The following is a 16,603-nucleotide window of genomic DNA, read 5'->3' on the forward strand; positions in this document are numbered from 1 at the left end:
CATTGGTGCCCGGCAGGCACTATCATCGGCAGCGTTTCCGGTAGCCGAGCCCACGATGCGCATCCTCCTGGTGGAAGACGATCCCGATCTCTCGCGGGCCCTGCAGTCGGGCCTCGAACGGCAGGGCGTGGTCGCCGACGTGGTCGGCAGCCTGGCCGAGGCGGCGCTGGCCCTGCGAGAACCCGTGCACCAGCTGCTGCTGCTCGACCGCCAGCTGCCCGATGGCGATGGCGCCGGTTTCGTTGCCACCGCGCGTGCGCTGCGGCCGAACATCGCGGTGATCATGCTGACCGCCAAGGGCACGTTGTCGGACAAGGTGGAGGGGCTCGATGTCGGCGCCGACGACTACCTGGTCAAGCCCGTGGCGATCGAAGAACTGATGGCGCGCATCCGCGCGGTCTCGCGTCGGCCGTCAGCGATGGTCACGCCGAGCCTGCGGCTGGGCAACTTCGAGTTCGATTTCGAATCGCTGCAGGCGCAGGTGGATGGCCAGCTGCTGATCCTGCCGCGGCGCCAGGTGCTGGTGCTGCAGGCGCTGGCCATGCGCCAGGGGCGCACGGTCACCCGCAGCGCATTGGAGGCGGCGGTGTACGGCTTCGACGATGAGATCCAGTCCAACGCACTGGATGCGCACATCTCCAAGCTGCGCAAGGCGCTGCAGCAGGCGGGCGCGGGCGTGGAGATCCACGTCATCCGCGGCGTCGGCTACCTGCTGGCGGAGGCCTGAGATGGCCAGGCAGATCCGTTCGATCACCCTCGGCCTGGCCTGGCGCCTGTTCCTGGCGCAGGCGTTCACCGTGCTGTTCGCGGTGGTGGCGCTGATCCTGACCTGGGGTGACAAGGAATCCTGGGGCATGGACATGTTCACCGCCGAGGACGTCGCCAAGGCCGTGCACAGCCAGGGCGCGCACCTGGTGCTGGACGAGCCGCGCTGGCAGGCGTTGAACGCGCGCGCCGGAGGCAACCTGTGGTTCGTCGCCGTCGATGACCGCGGCATCTGGCTGGAGCGCGGCAAGGTGCCGGCGCTGCACGCACCGCTGCTGGCGCGGCTGCCGGCATTGGGCGCCACCGAAGTCGGATCGCTGGTGCCGCCCTACCTGGACGTGGCGCGGGTGATGGTGCGCATCGAGGACGGACGTCGCATCACCGTGATGGCCGGTGGCGCCCCCAAGGGCGGGCTGGTCGATGGCGCGCTGATGGTGCTGCGGCTGATCGGTTTCTGGTTCTTCCTGCCGCTGATCGTGGTCACCCTGCTGGTGATGCCTACCGTCATCCATCGTGCGATGCGCGGGGTGCGCCGGCTGGCGCAGCAGGCCAAGGAGCTGGACATCGGCCAGCCCGGTGCGCGCCTGGACGAACAGCTGGTCTCCACCGAGGTTGCGCCCCTGGTGAGTGCCTTCAACGATGCCATCGACAAGGTGCAGCAGGGCTACGCCGCGCGCGACAAGTTCCTGGCCGATGCCGCGCACGAACTGCGCGTGCCGATCGCGGTGGTGCAGGCACGGCTGTCGCAGCTTCCGCAGGGTGAACTGAAGTCGCAGCTGCTGACCGACGTGGCGCGGCTGGGCAACGTGGCCGAGCACCTGCTCGACCTGCAGCGCCTGGACCGCAACGTCAGCACGCTGCAGCGGGTCGATCTGGCCCACGTGGTGCGTGAATCGGCGGCCGAGCTGGCGCCGCTGGTGGTCGGCGCAGGGTATGGCTTCGAAGTGGATGCACCGGAAGCACCGGTCTGGATCCAGGGCGATGGGCTGGCGCTGGGCCGGGTGATGGCCAATCTTGTGCACAACGCCATCGTCCACGGTGGCGGCCGCGGCACCATCTGCGTGCGCCTGGATGCGCAGGGGCTGCTGGAGATCAGCGACCAGGGCGCAGGCGTGCCGGTGGGTGACCGCGAAGCGATCTTCGAGCCCTTCCATCGCCTGCGTGCCGCCGGCAGTGGCAGCGGCCTGGGGCTGCATCTGGTCAAGGAGATCGTGCAGCACCACGGTGGTACGGTCAGCGTGGCCGAAGCGGTCGGTGGTGGCGCCAGCTTCCGGGTCAACTTCCAGCGCGCCACCCTGCGCCGCTGAGCCTGCCCACAGCGGCGCGCGGGCTTGCCTGATAGGCAGCCCTGCCGCCGCACGGCGACGCTGCGCCCATGCGCACCGTTGCCGTGGTTGCTCCCCTGCTGGGCCCTGCCTGTGCCGCCGGCCTGGTGCTGGGGGCGCTGACCTGCGTGCTGCTGCCGGCATTGCCGCCGCGCGGGCTGTGCGTCGGCCTGGCGCTGCTGGCCCTGCCGGGTTGGGCATGGCGGTGGCGAGGGCGCGCGGTGGCCGCCGCCGTGTTCGGCCTGGCCTGGGCCGGCTGCCACGGGCATATGGCCCTGCAGCAGCAGGTGCCGGCGGCGGCGACGGCGCAGGATGTGCGGGTACGCGGGCGCATCGCCGACCTGCCGGTGCGGCGCGATGACCACAGCCGTTTCCTGTTCGACGTGGCCGAGGCCGAAGGATGGCCGGCGCTGCAGGGGCGGCGCCTGCAGGTCACCTGGCATGCGCCGCGTCGGTCCGCGGTTCCCGATGCCCTGCGCGGCACGCTGCACGCCGGTGCCCATTGGGAGCTGTCGCTGCGCGTGCGGCCGCCGCGCTCACGGATCAATCCGGGGGGCTTCGATGCGGAACGTCATGCGCTGCTGCAGGGCCTGGCCGGCAGCGCCAGCGTGCGCGATCCCGGAGGCGCACGACAGCTGCGCGCCGCCCATGGCCTGGCCGCGTGGCGCGAGCGTTGCAGTACCGCCATCGCCGCGCAGGTCGGCAGGCCCTCCGCTCGATTCGTCCAGGCGCTGGCGGTGGGCGATACCCGCGGCCTGACCGATACCGACTGGGAGCAGCTGCGTGCGCTGGGCCTGACCCACCTGATCGCGATTTCCGGCTTCCACGTCGGTCTGGTGGCCGGCTTCGCGGCGCTGCTGTGCACGGGCCTGTGGTGGTTGTGGCCGGCACTGGCCCGCGCCTGGCCGCGTCCGCAGGCCGCCGCGTGCGCCGCGGCGTTGGCGGCCGCGTTCTACACGCTGCTGGCGGGCAGCGAACTGCCCACCGTGCGCACCGCGCTGATGATCGCGGCGGTGGCATTGGCGCGGGCCAGCCGGCGGCCACTGGGCACGGCGCCGGCATTGTCCCTGGCGGCCGCGCTGATGCTGCTGCCGGCCCCGCTGTCGGTGCTGTCGGCAGGCTTCTGGCTCAGTTTCGGTGGCGTGCTGTGGCTGCTGTGGTGCCTGCCGCAGCGGCCGCCGTCCGGCATCGGCGGCGTGCTGCGCGCGGCGCTGGCCGGGCAGGGCGTGGCCAGCGTGGCACTGCTGCCGCTGGCGGTGGTGCTGTTCGGCGGGACGTCGTGGCTGGGGCCGTTGATCAACCTGCCGGTGATTCCCTGGTGGAGCCTGCTGGTGGTGCCGCTGGCTCTGCTCGGTACCGGCCTGCAGGCGCTGCACGACGGGGCGGGGATGTGGCCCTGGCGCGCGGCGGCATGGGTGTTCGATCTCAGCTGGGGGCTGCTGCAGCCCCTGGCGCAGCACCCGCAGGCGATGTGGTGGCTGCCGCAGGCGCCGGGCTGGGCGCTGCCGGCGGCCCTTGCCGGGGTGTTCTGGTGGCTGCTGCCGCGAGGGGCAGGCGGCGGCCTGGCGGGCGTGCTGCTGTGCCTGCCGCTGCTGTGGCCCGCCGCACCGGGGCCGCGGCACGGCGAGCTGGAAGTGCTGGTGCACGATGTGGGGCAGGGTGCGGCGGTGCTGCTGCGCACCGCCACCCATGCGCTCTGGTACGACGCCGGGCCGCCGGCCGGGGAGGGCCGCGAACGTGTGCTGCTGCCGGCCGTGCGCGCGCTGGGGCAGGCACCGCCGGCGCACCTGCTGCTCAGCCACGATCACCTCGACCATGCGGGCGCTCTGCCGGCCCTGCGCCGGGCGCTGCCGGGGCTGCAGGTGCTGGCCCCGCCGGGCAGCCAGGTCGAGGGCGCCCGGCCCTGCATGAAAGGCCTGCGCTGGCAGTGGGACGGGGTGGACTTCCAGGTGCTGCATCCGTCGGCCGATGGCAGCGAACGCGACAACGAGGCCAGCTGCGTGCTGCGGGTGGCCGGTGCCCACGGCGTCGTGCTGCTGCCCGGCGACATCGGCGCCCGGGCCGAACAGCAGCTGCTGCGGTCTCAGGCTGCGGCCGTGCGCGCCGACGTGGTGCTGGTGCCGCACCACGGCAGTGGCGGCAGCTCGACAGCGGCCTGGGTGGCGGCCGTGGCGCCCCGGCTGGCGCTGGTCTCGGCCGGCCACCAGAACCGCTTCGGCCACCCGAAACGTGACGTAGTCCTGCGCTGGCAGGCCGTGGGCGCCGAGGTGCTGGCCACGGCCGATGCCGGCGCGATCCGCGTATGGCTTGGCGCACAAGGGCTGCAGGTGCGTGAACAGCGTATCCACGCGGCCCGGTGGTGGGATGCCGCTGGGCGGGCGCGGTCGGCTGCTATCCTATCGCCGATCGAACAAGCGGCCGTTGGGCCGGAGGGTTGAAACGTGTGGGAACTGGTCAAGGCCGGTGGCTGGCCGATGGTGCCGCTGCTGCTGTTGGGCGTACTGGCTTTGGCGATCGTCCTGGAGCGTTTCTGGTCCCTGCGGCGCAATGAGGTGCTGCCGCCTGGCCTCGGCCAGGAAGTGCGCAACTGGGCTGCCCGCGGCAAGCTCGACCCGGCCCACCTGCAGACCCTGCGGGCGAATTCGCCGCTGGGTGCGCTGCTGGCCGCCGCTCTGGAAGCCCGCAACCGCCCGCGCGACCAGATCCGCGAGCGCATCGAGGACACCGGTCGCCACCTGGTCCACCGCATGGAACGTTTCCTCAACGCGCTGGGCACCATCGCCTCGGCCGGCCCGCTGCTGGGCCTGCTCGGCACGGTCATCGGCATGATCCAGATGTTCCTGGGCATCCTCGACCACGGCGTCGGTGATGTGAACCAGCTGGCCGGTGGCATCGGCAAGGCGCTGGTGTGCACCGCCACCGGCATGATCGTGGCCATCCCGGCGCTGATGTTCCATCGCTTCTTCAAGGGCCGCATCCACGGCTACGTGGTGGAGATGGAACAGGAAGCCAGCGCCCTGCTGGACACGCTGGACGGCCGCCCGGGCGTGATGAACGGCGCACCGGCGCCGCGTGCCGCCGCACCTGCCACGGCCAAGGCCTGATCGATGCGCATCGGCAACGACCGATCCCAGGATGAGCCGCATATCGATCTGGTTCCGCTGATCGACGTCATCCTGGTCCTGATCATCTTCTTCGTGGTCACCACCACGTTCGATGCGCGCTCGACGCTGCAGGTGCAGCTGCCGACCGCCAGCGACCAGCAGACCAACGAGCCGCCGCGTTCGCTCAGCGTGCTGATCAACGCCGACGGCCGCTACTTCGTCAACGACCAGGAAGTGCTGCGCACCGACGTCGAGTCGGTCAAGCAGATCATTGCTGCGGTGGCCGGTACCGACCGCGAGCAGACCGTGCTGCTGCGTGCCGACGCGCGCACTCCCTACCAGGCCGTGGTCACCGCGCAGGATGCGCTGGGCCAGCTCGGCTTCCGCCGTATCGCAATCGCAACAGCGCCAGAGGTGCGTCCATGAGTTCCAATCACGCGCCGGTGTGGCCGATCTACAAACGCCTGCTCGGCTATACCCGGGCCTACTGGGTGTTCATGGTGGCCGCCGTCATCGCGATGGTGGTCGAGGCCCTGGCCGGCTACCACTTCACCAAGCTGATGGAACCGCTGGTCAACCGCGGCTTCGTCAACCCCGAGCCGCGCATGGCGGTGATCCTGCCGCTGACCATCCTTGGCCTGTTCCTGATGCGCAGCCTGGCCACCTGGGTCAGCGACTACACGCTGGCCAAGACCGGCCGCAGCGTGGTCCGCGACCTGCGTGAGCAGATCCTGGAAAAGTACCTGCACCTGCCGTCCTCGCATTTCGATACCGAAGCCACGCCGGTGATGGTCAGCCGCCTGAACTTCGATACCGAGCAGGTCACCCAGGCCAGCGCCGACGCGCTGAAGACCGTGGTGGCCGACACGCTGACCATCATCGCCATGCTGGTGGTGATGCTGCAGATGAGCGTCAAGGTGACCCTGGCCATGCTGCTGGTGGTGCCGCTGATCGGTGCCATCGTCTCCTACGTGGGCAAACGCTACCGGCGCATCAGCCGAGGCATCCAGGACGGCATGGGCACCATGGCGCAGACCGCCGAGCAGTCGCTGGCCGCGCAGCAGGAAGTGAAGGTGCACGGCACCCAGCAGCACGAGATCAGCCGCTATTCGCGCCTGGCCAACCGCATGCTGGCGCTGAACATGAAGGTCGAAGTGACCCGCGCTGCAGCGTCGAGCGTGGTCCAGTTCCTGGCCGCGCTGGCGCTGGCGGTCATCGTCTGGGTGTCCACCCGCGAAGCGCTGGCCGGCAAGCTCAACGCTGGCCAGTTCATGGGCCTGATGACCTCGATGATGGCCATCATTCCCTCGCTGCGCCGCCTGACCAGCGTGCAGACCTCGATCTCGCGTGGCGTGGCCGCCGCCGAGCGCCTGTTCGGCATCATCGACATGCCGGTCGAGCGCGACGCAGGGCGCACGCCGCTGCAGCGCGCCCGCGGCGAACTGGCCTTCGAGCACGTCATGCTGCGCTACCGCGCCGACAGCGGCATCGCCCTGGATGACATCAGCTTCGTCGCCCGGCCCGGCACCGTCACCGCCATCGTCGGTCGTTCCGGCAGCGGCAAGACCAGCCTGATCCGCCTGGTGCCGCGCTTCTACGAGCCCAGTGGCGGCCTCATCACCCTCGATGGCGTGGCCCTGGATGACTATCCGCTGGCCGACCTGCGCCGCCAGGTGGCCATCGTCGGGCAGAAGGTCATGCTGTTCGACGACACCATCGCCGCCAACATCGCCTACGGCATGGACGCGACCGATGAACAGATCCGTGCCGCGGCCGAAGCTGCCAACGCCTGGGAGTTCATCGCGCGCATGCCGCAGCAGCTGCAGACCCCGGTGGGCGAGAACGGCGCGCTGCTGTCCGGCGGCCAGCGCCAGCGCCTGGCGATCGCCCGCGCGATCCTGCGTGACGCGCCGATCCTGATCCTGGACGAAGCCACCGCCGCGCTGGACAACGAATCCGAACGCCTGGTGCAGGACGCACTGCAGCGCCTGATGCCCGAACGCACCACCCTGGTGATCGCGCACCGCCTGTCCACCATCGAGCACGCCGACCAGGTGCTGGTGATGGACCACGGCCGCATCGTCGAGCGTGGCACCCACAAGGAACTGCTGGAAATGGGTGGCCTGTACCAGCACCTGCACAGCATGCAGTTCCGCGAAAGGCAGGACTGATGGCAGGCAAGGGTACCCAGACCCCGCCGTACTGGTACGACGGCAGCCCGGTTCCATTTGCGATGCGGCTGCTGGCGCCGGTCTATGCCGGCGTGGCCGCGCTGCGTCGGCGGCTGTACCGCAAGGGCTGGTTCAAGCGCCACGCGCTGCCGGTGCCGGTCATCGTGGTCGGCAACATCACCGCCGGTGGCACCGGCAAGACGCCGCTGACCATCGCCCTGGTCGAGCGCCTGCGCGCGGCCGGCTGGAAGCCGGGCGTGGCCAGCCGTGGTTATGGTCGCGAAGAAGCGGACAAGGCGCGCTGGGTTGAGGCCGATACGTCCACCGCGCTGGGCGGTGACGAACCGGTGCTGATCGCGTGGAAGGCCGGCGTGTTGGTGCGCGTGGACAGCGACCGCGTGGCGGCCGGCAAGGCCCTGATCGCGGCCGGCTGCGATGTCATCGTCTGCGATGACGGCCTGCAGCACTACCGGCTGCAGCGCGACATCGAGATCGAGGTCATCGACGCGCAGCGCCGATACGGCAATGGCCGGATGATTCCCGCCGGGCCGTTGCGCGAGCCGGTCAGCCGTGCTGACGAATGTGATTTCCGCGTGGTCAACCTCGGCCAGGCCGATGAGGCCACCGCCGCGCAGGCCTGCGGTTTCGGCCAGTGGCCGATGGCCCTGCACATCGACAGCGCGCAGCCGTTGCCGGGTGGGCGTCCGCGCCCGTTGGCGTATTTCGCGGGCCAGCGCGTGCATGCCGTGGCCGGCATCGCCAACCCGCAGCGCTTCTTCGACATGCTGCGTGCGCGCGGCATCGGCGTGGTGCCGCATGCCTTCGCCGACCACCAGGTCTACCAGCCGCAGGACCTGTCCTTCGGCAGCCAGCTGCCGGTGCTGATGACCGAGAAGGACGCGGTGAAGTGCCGTGCGTTCGGCAACGACTGGCATTACGCGGTGCCGCTGCGCGCCGAACTGCCGGCTGCGTTCTGGGTGGCGCTGACCGACCGCCTGGACAAGCTGCGCCCGAACTGAGCGGCCGCGCGGCGCTTGCAATCGCCCGCCGCCGGCCGCATTCCCGTTGTATCGCGCCTGCCGAGTACCGCCCGCATGACTGAATTCGTTGTCGCCATTCCGGCCCGTTACGCCGCCTCGCGGCTGCCGGGCAAACCGCTCCGCCCGCTGGGCGGTGAACCACTGGTGCTGCACGTGGCACGCCGCGCGCTGCTGGCCGGCGCCCGTGAGGTCTGGGTGGCCACCGATGACACCCGCATTGCCGATGCCCTGGATGGCCTGGCCGAGGTGAAGGTAGCCATGACCGCGGTCAGCCACGCCTCCGGCACCGACCGCCTGGCCGAGTGCGCGCGCATCGCCGGCTGGTCCGACGAAACCGTGGTGGTCAACCTGCAGGGCGATGAACCGTTTGCCCCGGCGGCCGGTATCCGTGCCGTGGCGCAGGCGCTGGTCGAGGGTGATGCACCGATGTCGACCCTGGCCACCTCCGTCGAGGATGCCGAAACCCTGTTCGACCCGAACGTGGTCAAGCTGGTGCGCAACGTGCGCAACGAAGCGATGTATTTCAGCCGCGCGCCGATCGCCTGGCACCGTGATGGCTTCGCGCGAAGCCGCGAGGCCTTGCCGGATGGCCATCGCTGGCTGCGCCATATCGGCATCTACGGCTACCGTGCCGGCTTCCTGCAGCAGTTCGCGGCGATGCCGCCGGGCCAGCTGGAGCAGGTCGAGGCGCTGGAACAGCTGCGCGTGCTGGAAGCCGGTTTCCCGATCAGCGTGGCAATCTCGCCCGAAGCCTTCCCGCCGGGCATCGACACGCCCGAAGACCTGGCCCGCGCCGAAGCCCTGCTGCAGTCCATGGCCGCGCGATGAACCTGCTGGTCGTCTGCCTGGGCAACATCTGCCGCTCGCCGATGGCCGAGGGCGCCCTGCGTGCCCGACTGCAGGCCTCGCCGCTGGCCGGCCGGGTGCAGGTTGACTCGGCCGGCACCGGCCACTGGCACGTCGGCGAAGCACCTGACCGGCGCGCCATTGCCTGTGCCGCCCGCCACGGCGTGGATATCGGTGGCCTGCGTGCGCGCCAGCTGCAGGCGGGGGATTTCGAACGCTTCGACTGGATCCTCTGCGCCGACGAGGCCAACCTGCGCGACGCCGCACGGCTGGCCACGGCCGCCCAGCGCGGGCGTTTGTCGTTGTACCTGCCGTGGTCAGGCGGGCAGGGCGTGCAGGCCATCCCCGACCCCTATACCGGCGGCCAGGTTCATTTCGAGCAGGTCTGGGCGATGGTCGACCAGGCCGCGCAACGGACCGTGGCACGACTGTTGCATGACGTCGAGTCCGGCATAATCAGGCCATGAACGCACAGCCCGTCCAGGACCTGCCCGAGTTTGCCACCTGGCTCAATGCCGCCCCCTGCACCCTGACCGAACTGCGTGGCCGGCCGGTCGCGCTGCTGTTCGTCAATGCCGCATCGGCCTGGAGCATGCAGCGGCTGGCCGAGTTCGGCCAATGGCTGTCACGCAACCCGGGCCGCCTGCAGCCGTTGGTGCTGCATGTGCCGCGCTTCGATTTCGAACGCGACGCCGGCGCTGCGCTGAAGCTGCTGCGCAGGCAGGGTCTATCGATGCCGGCGCTGCTCGATGCCGACTGGGACGGCTGGCGCCGCTTCGGCGTCACGGCCTGGCCGACCGTCATCCTGCTCGACGCGCAGGGGCGCGAACAGCAGCGCCTGGTCGGCCTGGGCGCACCCGGCGAGCTGGAACGCGCCTTGAACGATCTCTGCGAAGGCGCGCCGCTGGCACCGTCGCGCGGCGGCAGCGAGCTGCATCCCGAACTGCCGCATCCGCTGCGGTTCCCGGCCGGCCTCGCGGTCAACCGGGACCGCCTGTACATCGCCGACAGCGGTCGCCATCGCATCCTCGAGTGCAGCCATGGCGGGCGCGTGCTGCGCCAGTTCGGGCTGGGTACCGCTGATTTCATGGATGGCAACCTGGCCGAAGCCGCGTTCCATCGCCCGCAGGGGCTGGTGCTCGAGCGCGAGTCGCTGTACGTGGCCGATACCGGCAACCACGCGGTGCGCCGCATCAACCTCGCGACCGGACAGGTCGACACGCTGTGCGGCAACGGTCGCCCTGGCACGCCGGTCGAAGGGCCGGTGGCGCAGGCGCGGCAGGTGGCGCTGGACAACCCGGTTGGCCTGGCGATCGCCGACAACCAGCTGCATATCGCCATGGCCGGCGACAACCGCCTGTGGAGCTTCCACCTCGGCCTGCGCAGCCTGCAATGGCGCGCCGGCAGCGGTGCCATCGACGAGCGCGACGGCAGTGGCCACATGGCTGCGTTCGCCCAGCCTACCGGCCTGGCAGTGGTGCAGCAGGTGCTGTACGTGGCCGATGCGCTGGGCTCGTCCATCCGTGCGGTGCAGCTGCGCGGTGACCTCGTTCAGACCCTGGTCGGGCAGGGCGCCTGGCGCTTCGGCGCCGACGATGGCCCGCGCGGGCAGGCCAGCCTGCAGTATCCGCAGGCCATTGCATTGAGCCCGGACGCACCCGTGCTGTGGATCGCTGACACCGGCAACGGCCGCCTGCGCACGCTGCGCCTGGGCGGCGGCGATCTGGTCACCCAGCCACTGCCGCGCCGCCTGCATGGCCCGGCCGGCCTGGCCGTCGGCGCCGGTGCAGTGTGGATTGCCGAGACCGACGCGCACGCGGTGCTGCGTTTCGACCCCGACAGCGGCGTGCTCAGCGAAGTGCCGATCAGCGAATGACCGACGTCACCGCCCCGGCCTTCGACGGCAAGGCCTTCGCGGCCCAGTTGAGCACCGCACCCGGCGTCTACCGCATGTACGCGGCCGACGACACGCTGCTGTACGTGGGCAAGGCGCGCGCGCTGCGCAACCGCGTCGGCAGCTACTTCAACGGCAGCCCGAAGAACGCGCGCATCATGTCGATGCTCTCGCAGATCGCGCGCATGGACGTGACCGTCACGCGCTCGGAAGGCGAAGCGCTGCTGCTGGAAAACCAGCTGATCAAATCCCTGTCGCCGCGCTACAACGTGTCCCTGCGCGACGACAAAACCTACCCGCACGTGCTGCTGACCCGCGAGGACTGGCCGCGCATCGCCCTGCACCGTGGCCCGCGCGCTATTCCCGGGCGTTATTTCGGGCCGTACCCGGGCGTCACCGCAGTACGCGAAACGCTGAACCTGATGCACAAGCTGTTCAAGCTGCGCAGCTGCGAGGACAGCGTGTTCCGCAACCGTTCGCGGCCGTGCCTGCAGTACCAGATCGGCCGCTGCAGCGCGCCGTGCGTGGACCTGGTGCCGGCGCCGGAGTATGCCGAATCAGTGCGCCGCGCCACGCTGTTCCTGGAAGGCAAGAGCGATGAGCTGACCCGCGAGCTGGGCGAGCAGATGCAGGGTGCCAGCGAGGCGCTGGAGTTCGAGAAGGCCGCGCGCCTGCGCGACCTCATCGCTTCGCTGCGCAGCATGCAGACCCGCCAGTACGTGGATGGCCGCGCCGCCGACCTGGACGTGCTGGCCGTGGCCATGCACGGCTCGCAGGCCTGCGTGCTGCTGCTGGCCTTCCGCGATGGACGCAATCTGGGCACCCGCCCGTTCTTCCCGCGCACCAATGGCGAGGACAGCCCCGAAGAGGTGCTGGCCGCGTTCGTGTCGCAGTACTACATCGAATTCGAGCCGCCGCGCGAGATCCTGCTGGACCGGCAGATTCCCGATGCCGACCTGCTGGTGGCCGCGCTTTCGGCCTCGGCCGAGCGCAAGGTGCAGCTGAAGTGGAACGTGCGTGGCGAGCGCGCCGGCTACCTGGAGCTGGCCAGCCGCAACGCGCAGCTGACCCTGGCCACCGAACTCAACAGCCGCAACGCGCAGCACGCGCGCAGCGAAGCCCTGCGCGAGATGCTGGGCCTGGCCGAACCGGTCAAGCGGGTGGAATGCTTCGATATCAGCCACACCATGGGCGAAGCGACCGTGGCGTCGTGCGTGGTGTTCGATGCCGCCGGCCCGGTGCGCGCGCAGTACCGCCGCTTCAACATCAGCGGCATCGAGCCCGGCGATGATTACGCGGCCATGCACCAGGCCATCGACCGCCGCTTCCGCCGCGCCGTGGAAGAGCAGGGCGTGCTGCCCGACGTGCTACTGATCGATGGTGGCGCCGGCCAGCTGGCCCAGGCCCAGGCCGCCCTGGCCGACCTGGGCGTGGAAGGCGTGCTGCTGGTGGGCGTGGCCAAGGGCGTGGAGCGCCGCGCCGGCCACGAAGCGCTGGTGATGCCCGATGGCCGCGAGCTGCGCCCGGGCGCGGCCAATCCTGCGCTGCAGTTCATCCAGCAGGTGCGCGACGAAGCGCACCGCTTCGCCATCACCGGACATCGGGGCCGCCGTCAGAAGGCCCGGATGACCAGCAAGCTGGAAGATATTCCCGGTATCGGCCCGCGCCGGCGCGCCAGCCTGCTCAAGCATTTCGGTGGTCTGGTCGGCCTGAAAGCCGCCGGCGAAGCTGAAATCGCCAAGGTCGAGGGCATCAATGACGCCCTCGCTGCACGCATCTACGCTAACCTGCACGGGTTGGCCACGCCTGACCCGGCCGAGTAGAGAGAGAAGCAAGCCGCATGAAGTTGACCCTGCCCACCTGGCTGACGTTGTTGCGGATCGTGATGATCCCGGTGCTGGTGCTGGTGTTCTACCTGCCCTACACCTGGACCAATTTCGCGTCCGCGGCGATTTTCGGCCTGGCCGCGATCACCGACTGGCTCGATGGCTGGATCGCACGTCGGTACAAGCTGGAATCGGCGTTCGGCGCCTTCCTCGATCCGGTGGCGGACAAGCTGATGGTGGCCGTGGCGCTGTTCCTGATCGTGCAGGGCCACCCGACGCCGTGGATGGCGTTCTGGGCGGCGGTGATCGTCGGCCGCGAAATCGCGGTGTCGGCGCTGCGCGAGTGGATGGCCGAGCTGGGCCAGCGCGCCAAGGTGCGCGTGGCCATGATCGGCAAGGTCAAGACCACCGCACAGATGGTCGCGCTGCTGTGCCTGCTGTATTCGGTGGCACCGAACGTGCCGGTCAATGACATCTGGATGGGCCCGCCGGTGTTCCATATCGGCGACTGGACCCTGGCCATTGCCGCCGTGCTGACCCTGTGGTCGGGCCTGCAGTACCTGCATGCCGCCTGGCCGAGCCTGCGCGAAGACGAGCGCGCCGCGCGCGAGCGTTCGCGTCAGAAGAAGCTGGGCAATTGAGCCCCGGGGGCGGGTCCCTTTCCGCAGGAAAGGGCTCTGACCCCACGGTTGCAGCCATCCACGCATGGCGTGGATCTACTGGATCGAGATGCCTCCATCCACGCATGGCGTGGATCTACCGGAGCGGGATGCCCGCATCCACGCATGGCGTGGATCTGCTGGTGGATCTACCGACACATCGCGCGCCGTAGTAGATCCACGCCATGCGTGGATACGCCATGCCGAAGCGCCGCGAAATCCCCCTGAAAAAACCGCTTGACGCCGTTCCCAGAACAGGTAGAATTTCGCCTCCCAAGCGGGAATAGCTCAGTTGGTAGAGCGCAACCTTGCCAAGGTTGAGGTCGCGAGTTCGAGTCTCGTTTCCCGCTCCAGATTCAAGAAAAACGCTCCCGGAAGGGGGCGTTTTTCGTTGTGCGCGGAGCGCGCTTCATCCCCACTTCACCGCCACCCCATCGCCCCGCCACGCACGCGGGCGACGCTGCTTCTCCGTTCCCAACCGGTGATGCCGCGATGCCGCACATGTCCTCTGCCTACGACCACGATCTGGTCATCGTCGGCGCAAGCTTCGCCGGTGCGGCCTGCGCATTGGCCGCCGCGCAGTACGGCCTGCGCGTCTGCGTATTGGAGCGCAAGGCCGATCCCGGCGAGCGCCTGCACACCACCGGCATCGTGGTGAAGGAAGCGATGGAGCAGACCTGGCTGGGCCGCATGCCCGAGCATCTGGTCCAGCGTGTCGCCCGCGTGCGGCTGTACGCGCCGAACCTGCGCAGCGTGCAGCTGGCCGCGCCCGGGTACTACTTCCTCACCACCGACACCCCGGGCCTGATGCGCTGGCTGGCCGACGAACTGCGTGCCAGCGGCGTGGATCTGCGCCTGCAGCAGTCCTTCAGCAATGCCGAGGTCGATGGCGATGGCTGGCAAGTGGACGGGGCAGGGCGCTGCGCCTATCTGGTCGGTGCCGATGGCGCGCGATCACGCGTGGCCCGGCGTACCGGCCTGGGCCAGGTGCGCGACAATCTCTATGGCGTCGAGCGCGAATTCGATGGCCTGCAGTTGCCGCAGGGCGATGCGCTGCACTGCTTCGTCAGCAAGCGTTACGCGCCGGGCTACATCGGTTGGGTCGCGCAGAATCCCACGGGCGTGCAGGTTGGGCTCGCCCTGCGCCATGATCCGATGCAGGCGCGGGTGCCGTACATCGATGGCTTCATCGAACTTGTGCGCGACATCGTCGGCATCCCACCGTCCTTGCGGCCGTCGTCCACCCGCGCCGGGCTGGTGCCCTGCGGCCTGCCGGATGGCCCGATCACCGGCCACCGCCTGGTCCTGACCGGGGATGCGGCCGGCATCGTCTCGCCGCTGTCGGCCGGCGGCATCCACTCGTCGTGGCGGCATGGCTGGGCGGTCGGCGATGCCATCGGCCTGCACCTGCGTGGCCAGGGCCCCGCCGCCGAACAGGTGGCGCGGCGGGTGGCGCCGACCTTCCGCCGCAAGCGCGTGCTGCGCTGGGCGATGGACCATCTGCAGCAGGACTGGCCGCTCAACGCGCTGCTGCGTACCGCCGCGACGCGGCGCGTGGCCGAGCAGATCTACTTCCACCGGCGCGGGGTGCGGGCCTGACCGCCAAGCTGAACGACGCTGTGCAGACGACCCGAAAAATCCGGTTGACGCCGTGCAGCAATATCGACACAATAGCGCTCCTTCGACGCAGGTCGAACGGAATCTGCGGGAATAGCTCAGTTGGTAGAGCGCAACCTTGCCAAGGTTGAGGTCGCGAGTTCGAGTCTCGTTTCCCGCTCCAGATTGCAGAAAAACGCTCCCGGAAGGGGGCGTTTTTAGTTTGCGTCAGTGCTTCGATACCAGATGGGTCGAAAGGCAGACTGCGAGCGCGCAGGCTGCGAACATCAGGCCCATGTCGGTGGCTGCATGGCGTAGTGCTGCGCTCACGATGAAGGGTATCTGCGTGCGGTGGAAGCGCGGCTGCGAAACCCCTGCCACGCACTGATGACGGACACCGCGCACAGGGCCAGGAACAGGCTCAGATCCAGCAGCAGCAACCACAGCAGGTGTGTGCCGTAGACCGGCGATTGGTGCATCGCGCCCATCGCGAACGGTACCGACCACGTCGGCAGCAGCGCAAAGGCGATCAGCAGGCGCAGCCAGAGCCGACGCCATCGCCATGGGCGCACGATCAGCATGACAACCGCGATTTCGATCGTGCTCATCAGGGCAAAGATCGCAACGGCGCGGATGGGATAGGGCTGCACTTCGCCGGGTTCCAGCCAGCGCTGCATCCAGTAGTCGGTCTGCGTACCGGCATGAATCAGCGCGGCCATCACGGCCAGCCAGATCACGACTGCCGCCAGGTAGTACAAGCGAGTGCTGCGATCACTCATGCGCGGGCTCCTTGCGCGTGCTCCAGGTGGTGGTGCGCGCAGCGAAGCGCATGCTCGCGGCGATCGCGGCAAGTGCAAGCACGCCTGGCCCGACGGTGAAGTACACCATGCGCAGCGGGTTGTTGTGCATCAGCGTCCAGGTCGCGAATGCGAGCGGGATGGCCAGCACCAACAATTTCGCTGCCAACGGCCGCAGTACGGCGATCAACGGCTGTGCGCCGAGGAACAGCACGAACGCGTAGTACTGCGCGAGGCCCAGGCCGATGTTGCCGTGCGAGCTGAAACCAACATGATCGCGATACCAGTTCATGCCCAGCGGCATCAGCGTCCAATAGAGCGCGCCCACCAGCAGGTGCAGCAGCAGGGAGATCAGCAGAGATTTGCCGTGCAGGAACATGGGCCGAGGCGTCCGGGCGGGGCAGGGTACCCCACTGCGCAAGGCCCGGATCGCGGTGCGTGAAGACTGTTGACGGCGTGAAGGAATTTGGACACAATAGCGCTCCTTCGACGCAGGTCGAACGGAATCTGCGGGAATAGCTCAGTTGGTAGAGCGCAACCTTGCCAAGGTTGAGGTCGCGAGTTCGAGTCTCGTTTCCCG

Annotated in this window: 15 protein-coding genes and 2 tRNA genes; 15 read left to right on the forward strand and 2 right to left on the reverse strand. The window is 69.3% G+C overall.

What is annotated here, in order from left to right; translation table 11 throughout:
- The first annotated feature begins 55 nt into the window (after positions 1-55).
- The 15 genes from ACVOK1_RS05035 (at position 56) to ACVOK1_RS05105 (ending at position 15,410) form a co-directional block, all read left to right on the forward strand.
- Complete coding sequence (locus ACVOK1_RS05035; protein ID WP_481561315.1) at positions 56-727, forward strand: response regulator transcription factor; 672 nt, start codon at positions 56-58, stop codon at positions 725-727.
- A gap of 1 nt (position 728) precedes the next feature.
- On the forward strand, positions 729-2,072 hold the full coding sequence (locus ACVOK1_RS05040) for a sensor histidine kinase (protein WP_481561316.1): 1,344 nt from the start codon (positions 729-731) through the stop codon (positions 2,070-2,072).
- A 68-nt stretch (positions 2,073-2,140) separates the two neighbouring features.
- The gene (locus tag ACVOK1_RS05045) at positions 2,141-4,528 is read left to right on the forward strand and encodes a DNA internalization-related competence protein ComEC/Rec2 (protein WP_481561317.1); all 2,388 of its coding nucleotides are present in this window, start codon (positions 2,141-2,143) and stop codon (positions 4,526-4,528) included.
- Positions 4,529-4,531: 3 nt separating this feature from the next.
- The gene (locus tag ACVOK1_RS05050; RefSeq protein WP_108768412.1) at positions 4,532-5,194 is read left to right on the forward strand and encodes a MotA/TolQ/ExbB proton channel family protein; all 663 of its coding nucleotides are present in this window, start codon (positions 4,532-4,534) and stop codon (positions 5,192-5,194) included.
- 3 nt (positions 5,195-5,197) lie between these two features.
- Positions 5,198-5,620: an ExbD/TolR family protein gene (locus ACVOK1_RS05055; protein WP_108768413.1), complete on the forward strand. Its 423-nt coding sequence runs from the start codon at positions 5,198-5,200 to the stop codon at positions 5,618-5,620.
- Complete coding sequence (gene msbA, locus ACVOK1_RS05060) at positions 5,617-7,365, forward strand: lipid A export permease/ATP-binding protein MsbA (RefSeq protein WP_108768414.1); 1,749 nt, start codon at positions 5,617-5,619, stop codon at positions 7,363-7,365. The genes ACVOK1_RS05055 and msbA overlap by 4 nt, the downstream gene beginning before the upstream one ends.
- A complete protein-coding gene (gene lpxK / locus ACVOK1_RS05065; RefSeq protein ID WP_481561318.1) occupies positions 7,365-8,384 on the forward strand; it encodes a tetraacyldisaccharide 4'-kinase in 1,020 nt (339 codons plus the stop codon). The genes msbA and lpxK overlap by 1 nt, the downstream gene beginning before the upstream one ends.
- A 75-nt stretch (positions 8,385-8,459) precedes the next feature.
- Complete coding sequence (gene kdsB, locus ACVOK1_RS05070; RefSeq protein WP_108768416.1) at positions 8,460-9,233, forward strand: 3-deoxy-manno-octulosonate cytidylyltransferase; 774 nt, start codon at positions 8,460-8,462, stop codon at positions 9,231-9,233.
- Positions 9,230-9,718: a low molecular weight protein-tyrosine-phosphatase gene (locus ACVOK1_RS05075; RefSeq protein ID WP_481561319.1), complete on the forward strand. Its 489-nt coding sequence runs from the start codon at positions 9,230-9,232 to the stop codon at positions 9,716-9,718. Before kdsB ends, ACVOK1_RS05075 begins: the two co-directional genes overlap by 4 nt.
- Complete coding sequence (locus ACVOK1_RS05080) at positions 9,715-11,127, forward strand: hypothetical protein (RefSeq protein ID WP_164073977.1); 1,413 nt, start codon at positions 9,715-9,717, stop codon at positions 11,125-11,127. The genes ACVOK1_RS05075 and ACVOK1_RS05080 overlap by 4 nt, the downstream gene beginning before the upstream one ends.
- Positions 11,124-12,968, forward strand: coding sequence for an excinuclease ABC subunit UvrC (gene uvrC / locus ACVOK1_RS05085; RefSeq protein ID WP_164073976.1), 1,845 nt, complete (start codon positions 11,124-11,126; stop codon positions 12,966-12,968). Before ACVOK1_RS05080 ends, uvrC begins: the two co-directional genes overlap by 4 nt.
- 17 nt (positions 12,969-12,985) lie before the next feature.
- The gene (gene pgsA / locus ACVOK1_RS05090) at positions 12,986-13,612 is read left to right on the forward strand and encodes a CDP-diacylglycerol--glycerol-3-phosphate 3-phosphatidyltransferase (RefSeq protein WP_079221387.1); all 627 of its coding nucleotides are present in this window, start codon (positions 12,986-12,988) and stop codon (positions 13,610-13,612) included.
- A gap of 295 nt (positions 13,613-13,907) precedes the next feature.
- A tRNA-Gly gene (locus ACVOK1_RS05095) sits at positions 13,908-13,983 on the forward strand.
- A 139-nt stretch (positions 13,984-14,122) separates the two neighbouring features.
- Complete coding sequence (locus tag ACVOK1_RS05100) at positions 14,123-15,229, forward strand: NAD(P)/FAD-dependent oxidoreductase (protein ID WP_481561320.1); 1,107 nt, start codon at positions 14,123-14,125, stop codon at positions 15,227-15,229.
- A gap of 105 nt (positions 15,230-15,334) precedes the next feature.
- A tRNA-Gly gene (locus ACVOK1_RS05105) sits at positions 15,335-15,410 on the forward strand.
- Positions 15,411-15,552: 142 nt separating this feature from the next.
- On the opposite strand, the gene ACVOK1_RS05110 is transcribed toward ACVOK1_RS05105, so the two are convergent.
- Complete coding sequence (locus tag ACVOK1_RS05110; protein WP_481561321.1) at positions 15,553-16,005, reverse strand: hypothetical protein; 453 nt, start codon at positions 16,003-16,005, stop codon at positions 15,553-15,555.
- On the reverse strand, positions 15,998-16,402 hold the full coding sequence (locus tag ACVOK1_RS05115; protein WP_406232098.1) for a hypothetical protein: 405 nt from the start codon (positions 16,400-16,402) through the stop codon (positions 15,998-16,000). The genes ACVOK1_RS05110 and ACVOK1_RS05115 overlap by 8 nt, the downstream gene beginning before the upstream one ends.
- Between the last annotated feature and the right edge of the window lie 201 nt (positions 16,403-16,603).

Source organism: Stenotrophomonas sp. STEN087, assembly GCF_056759115.1.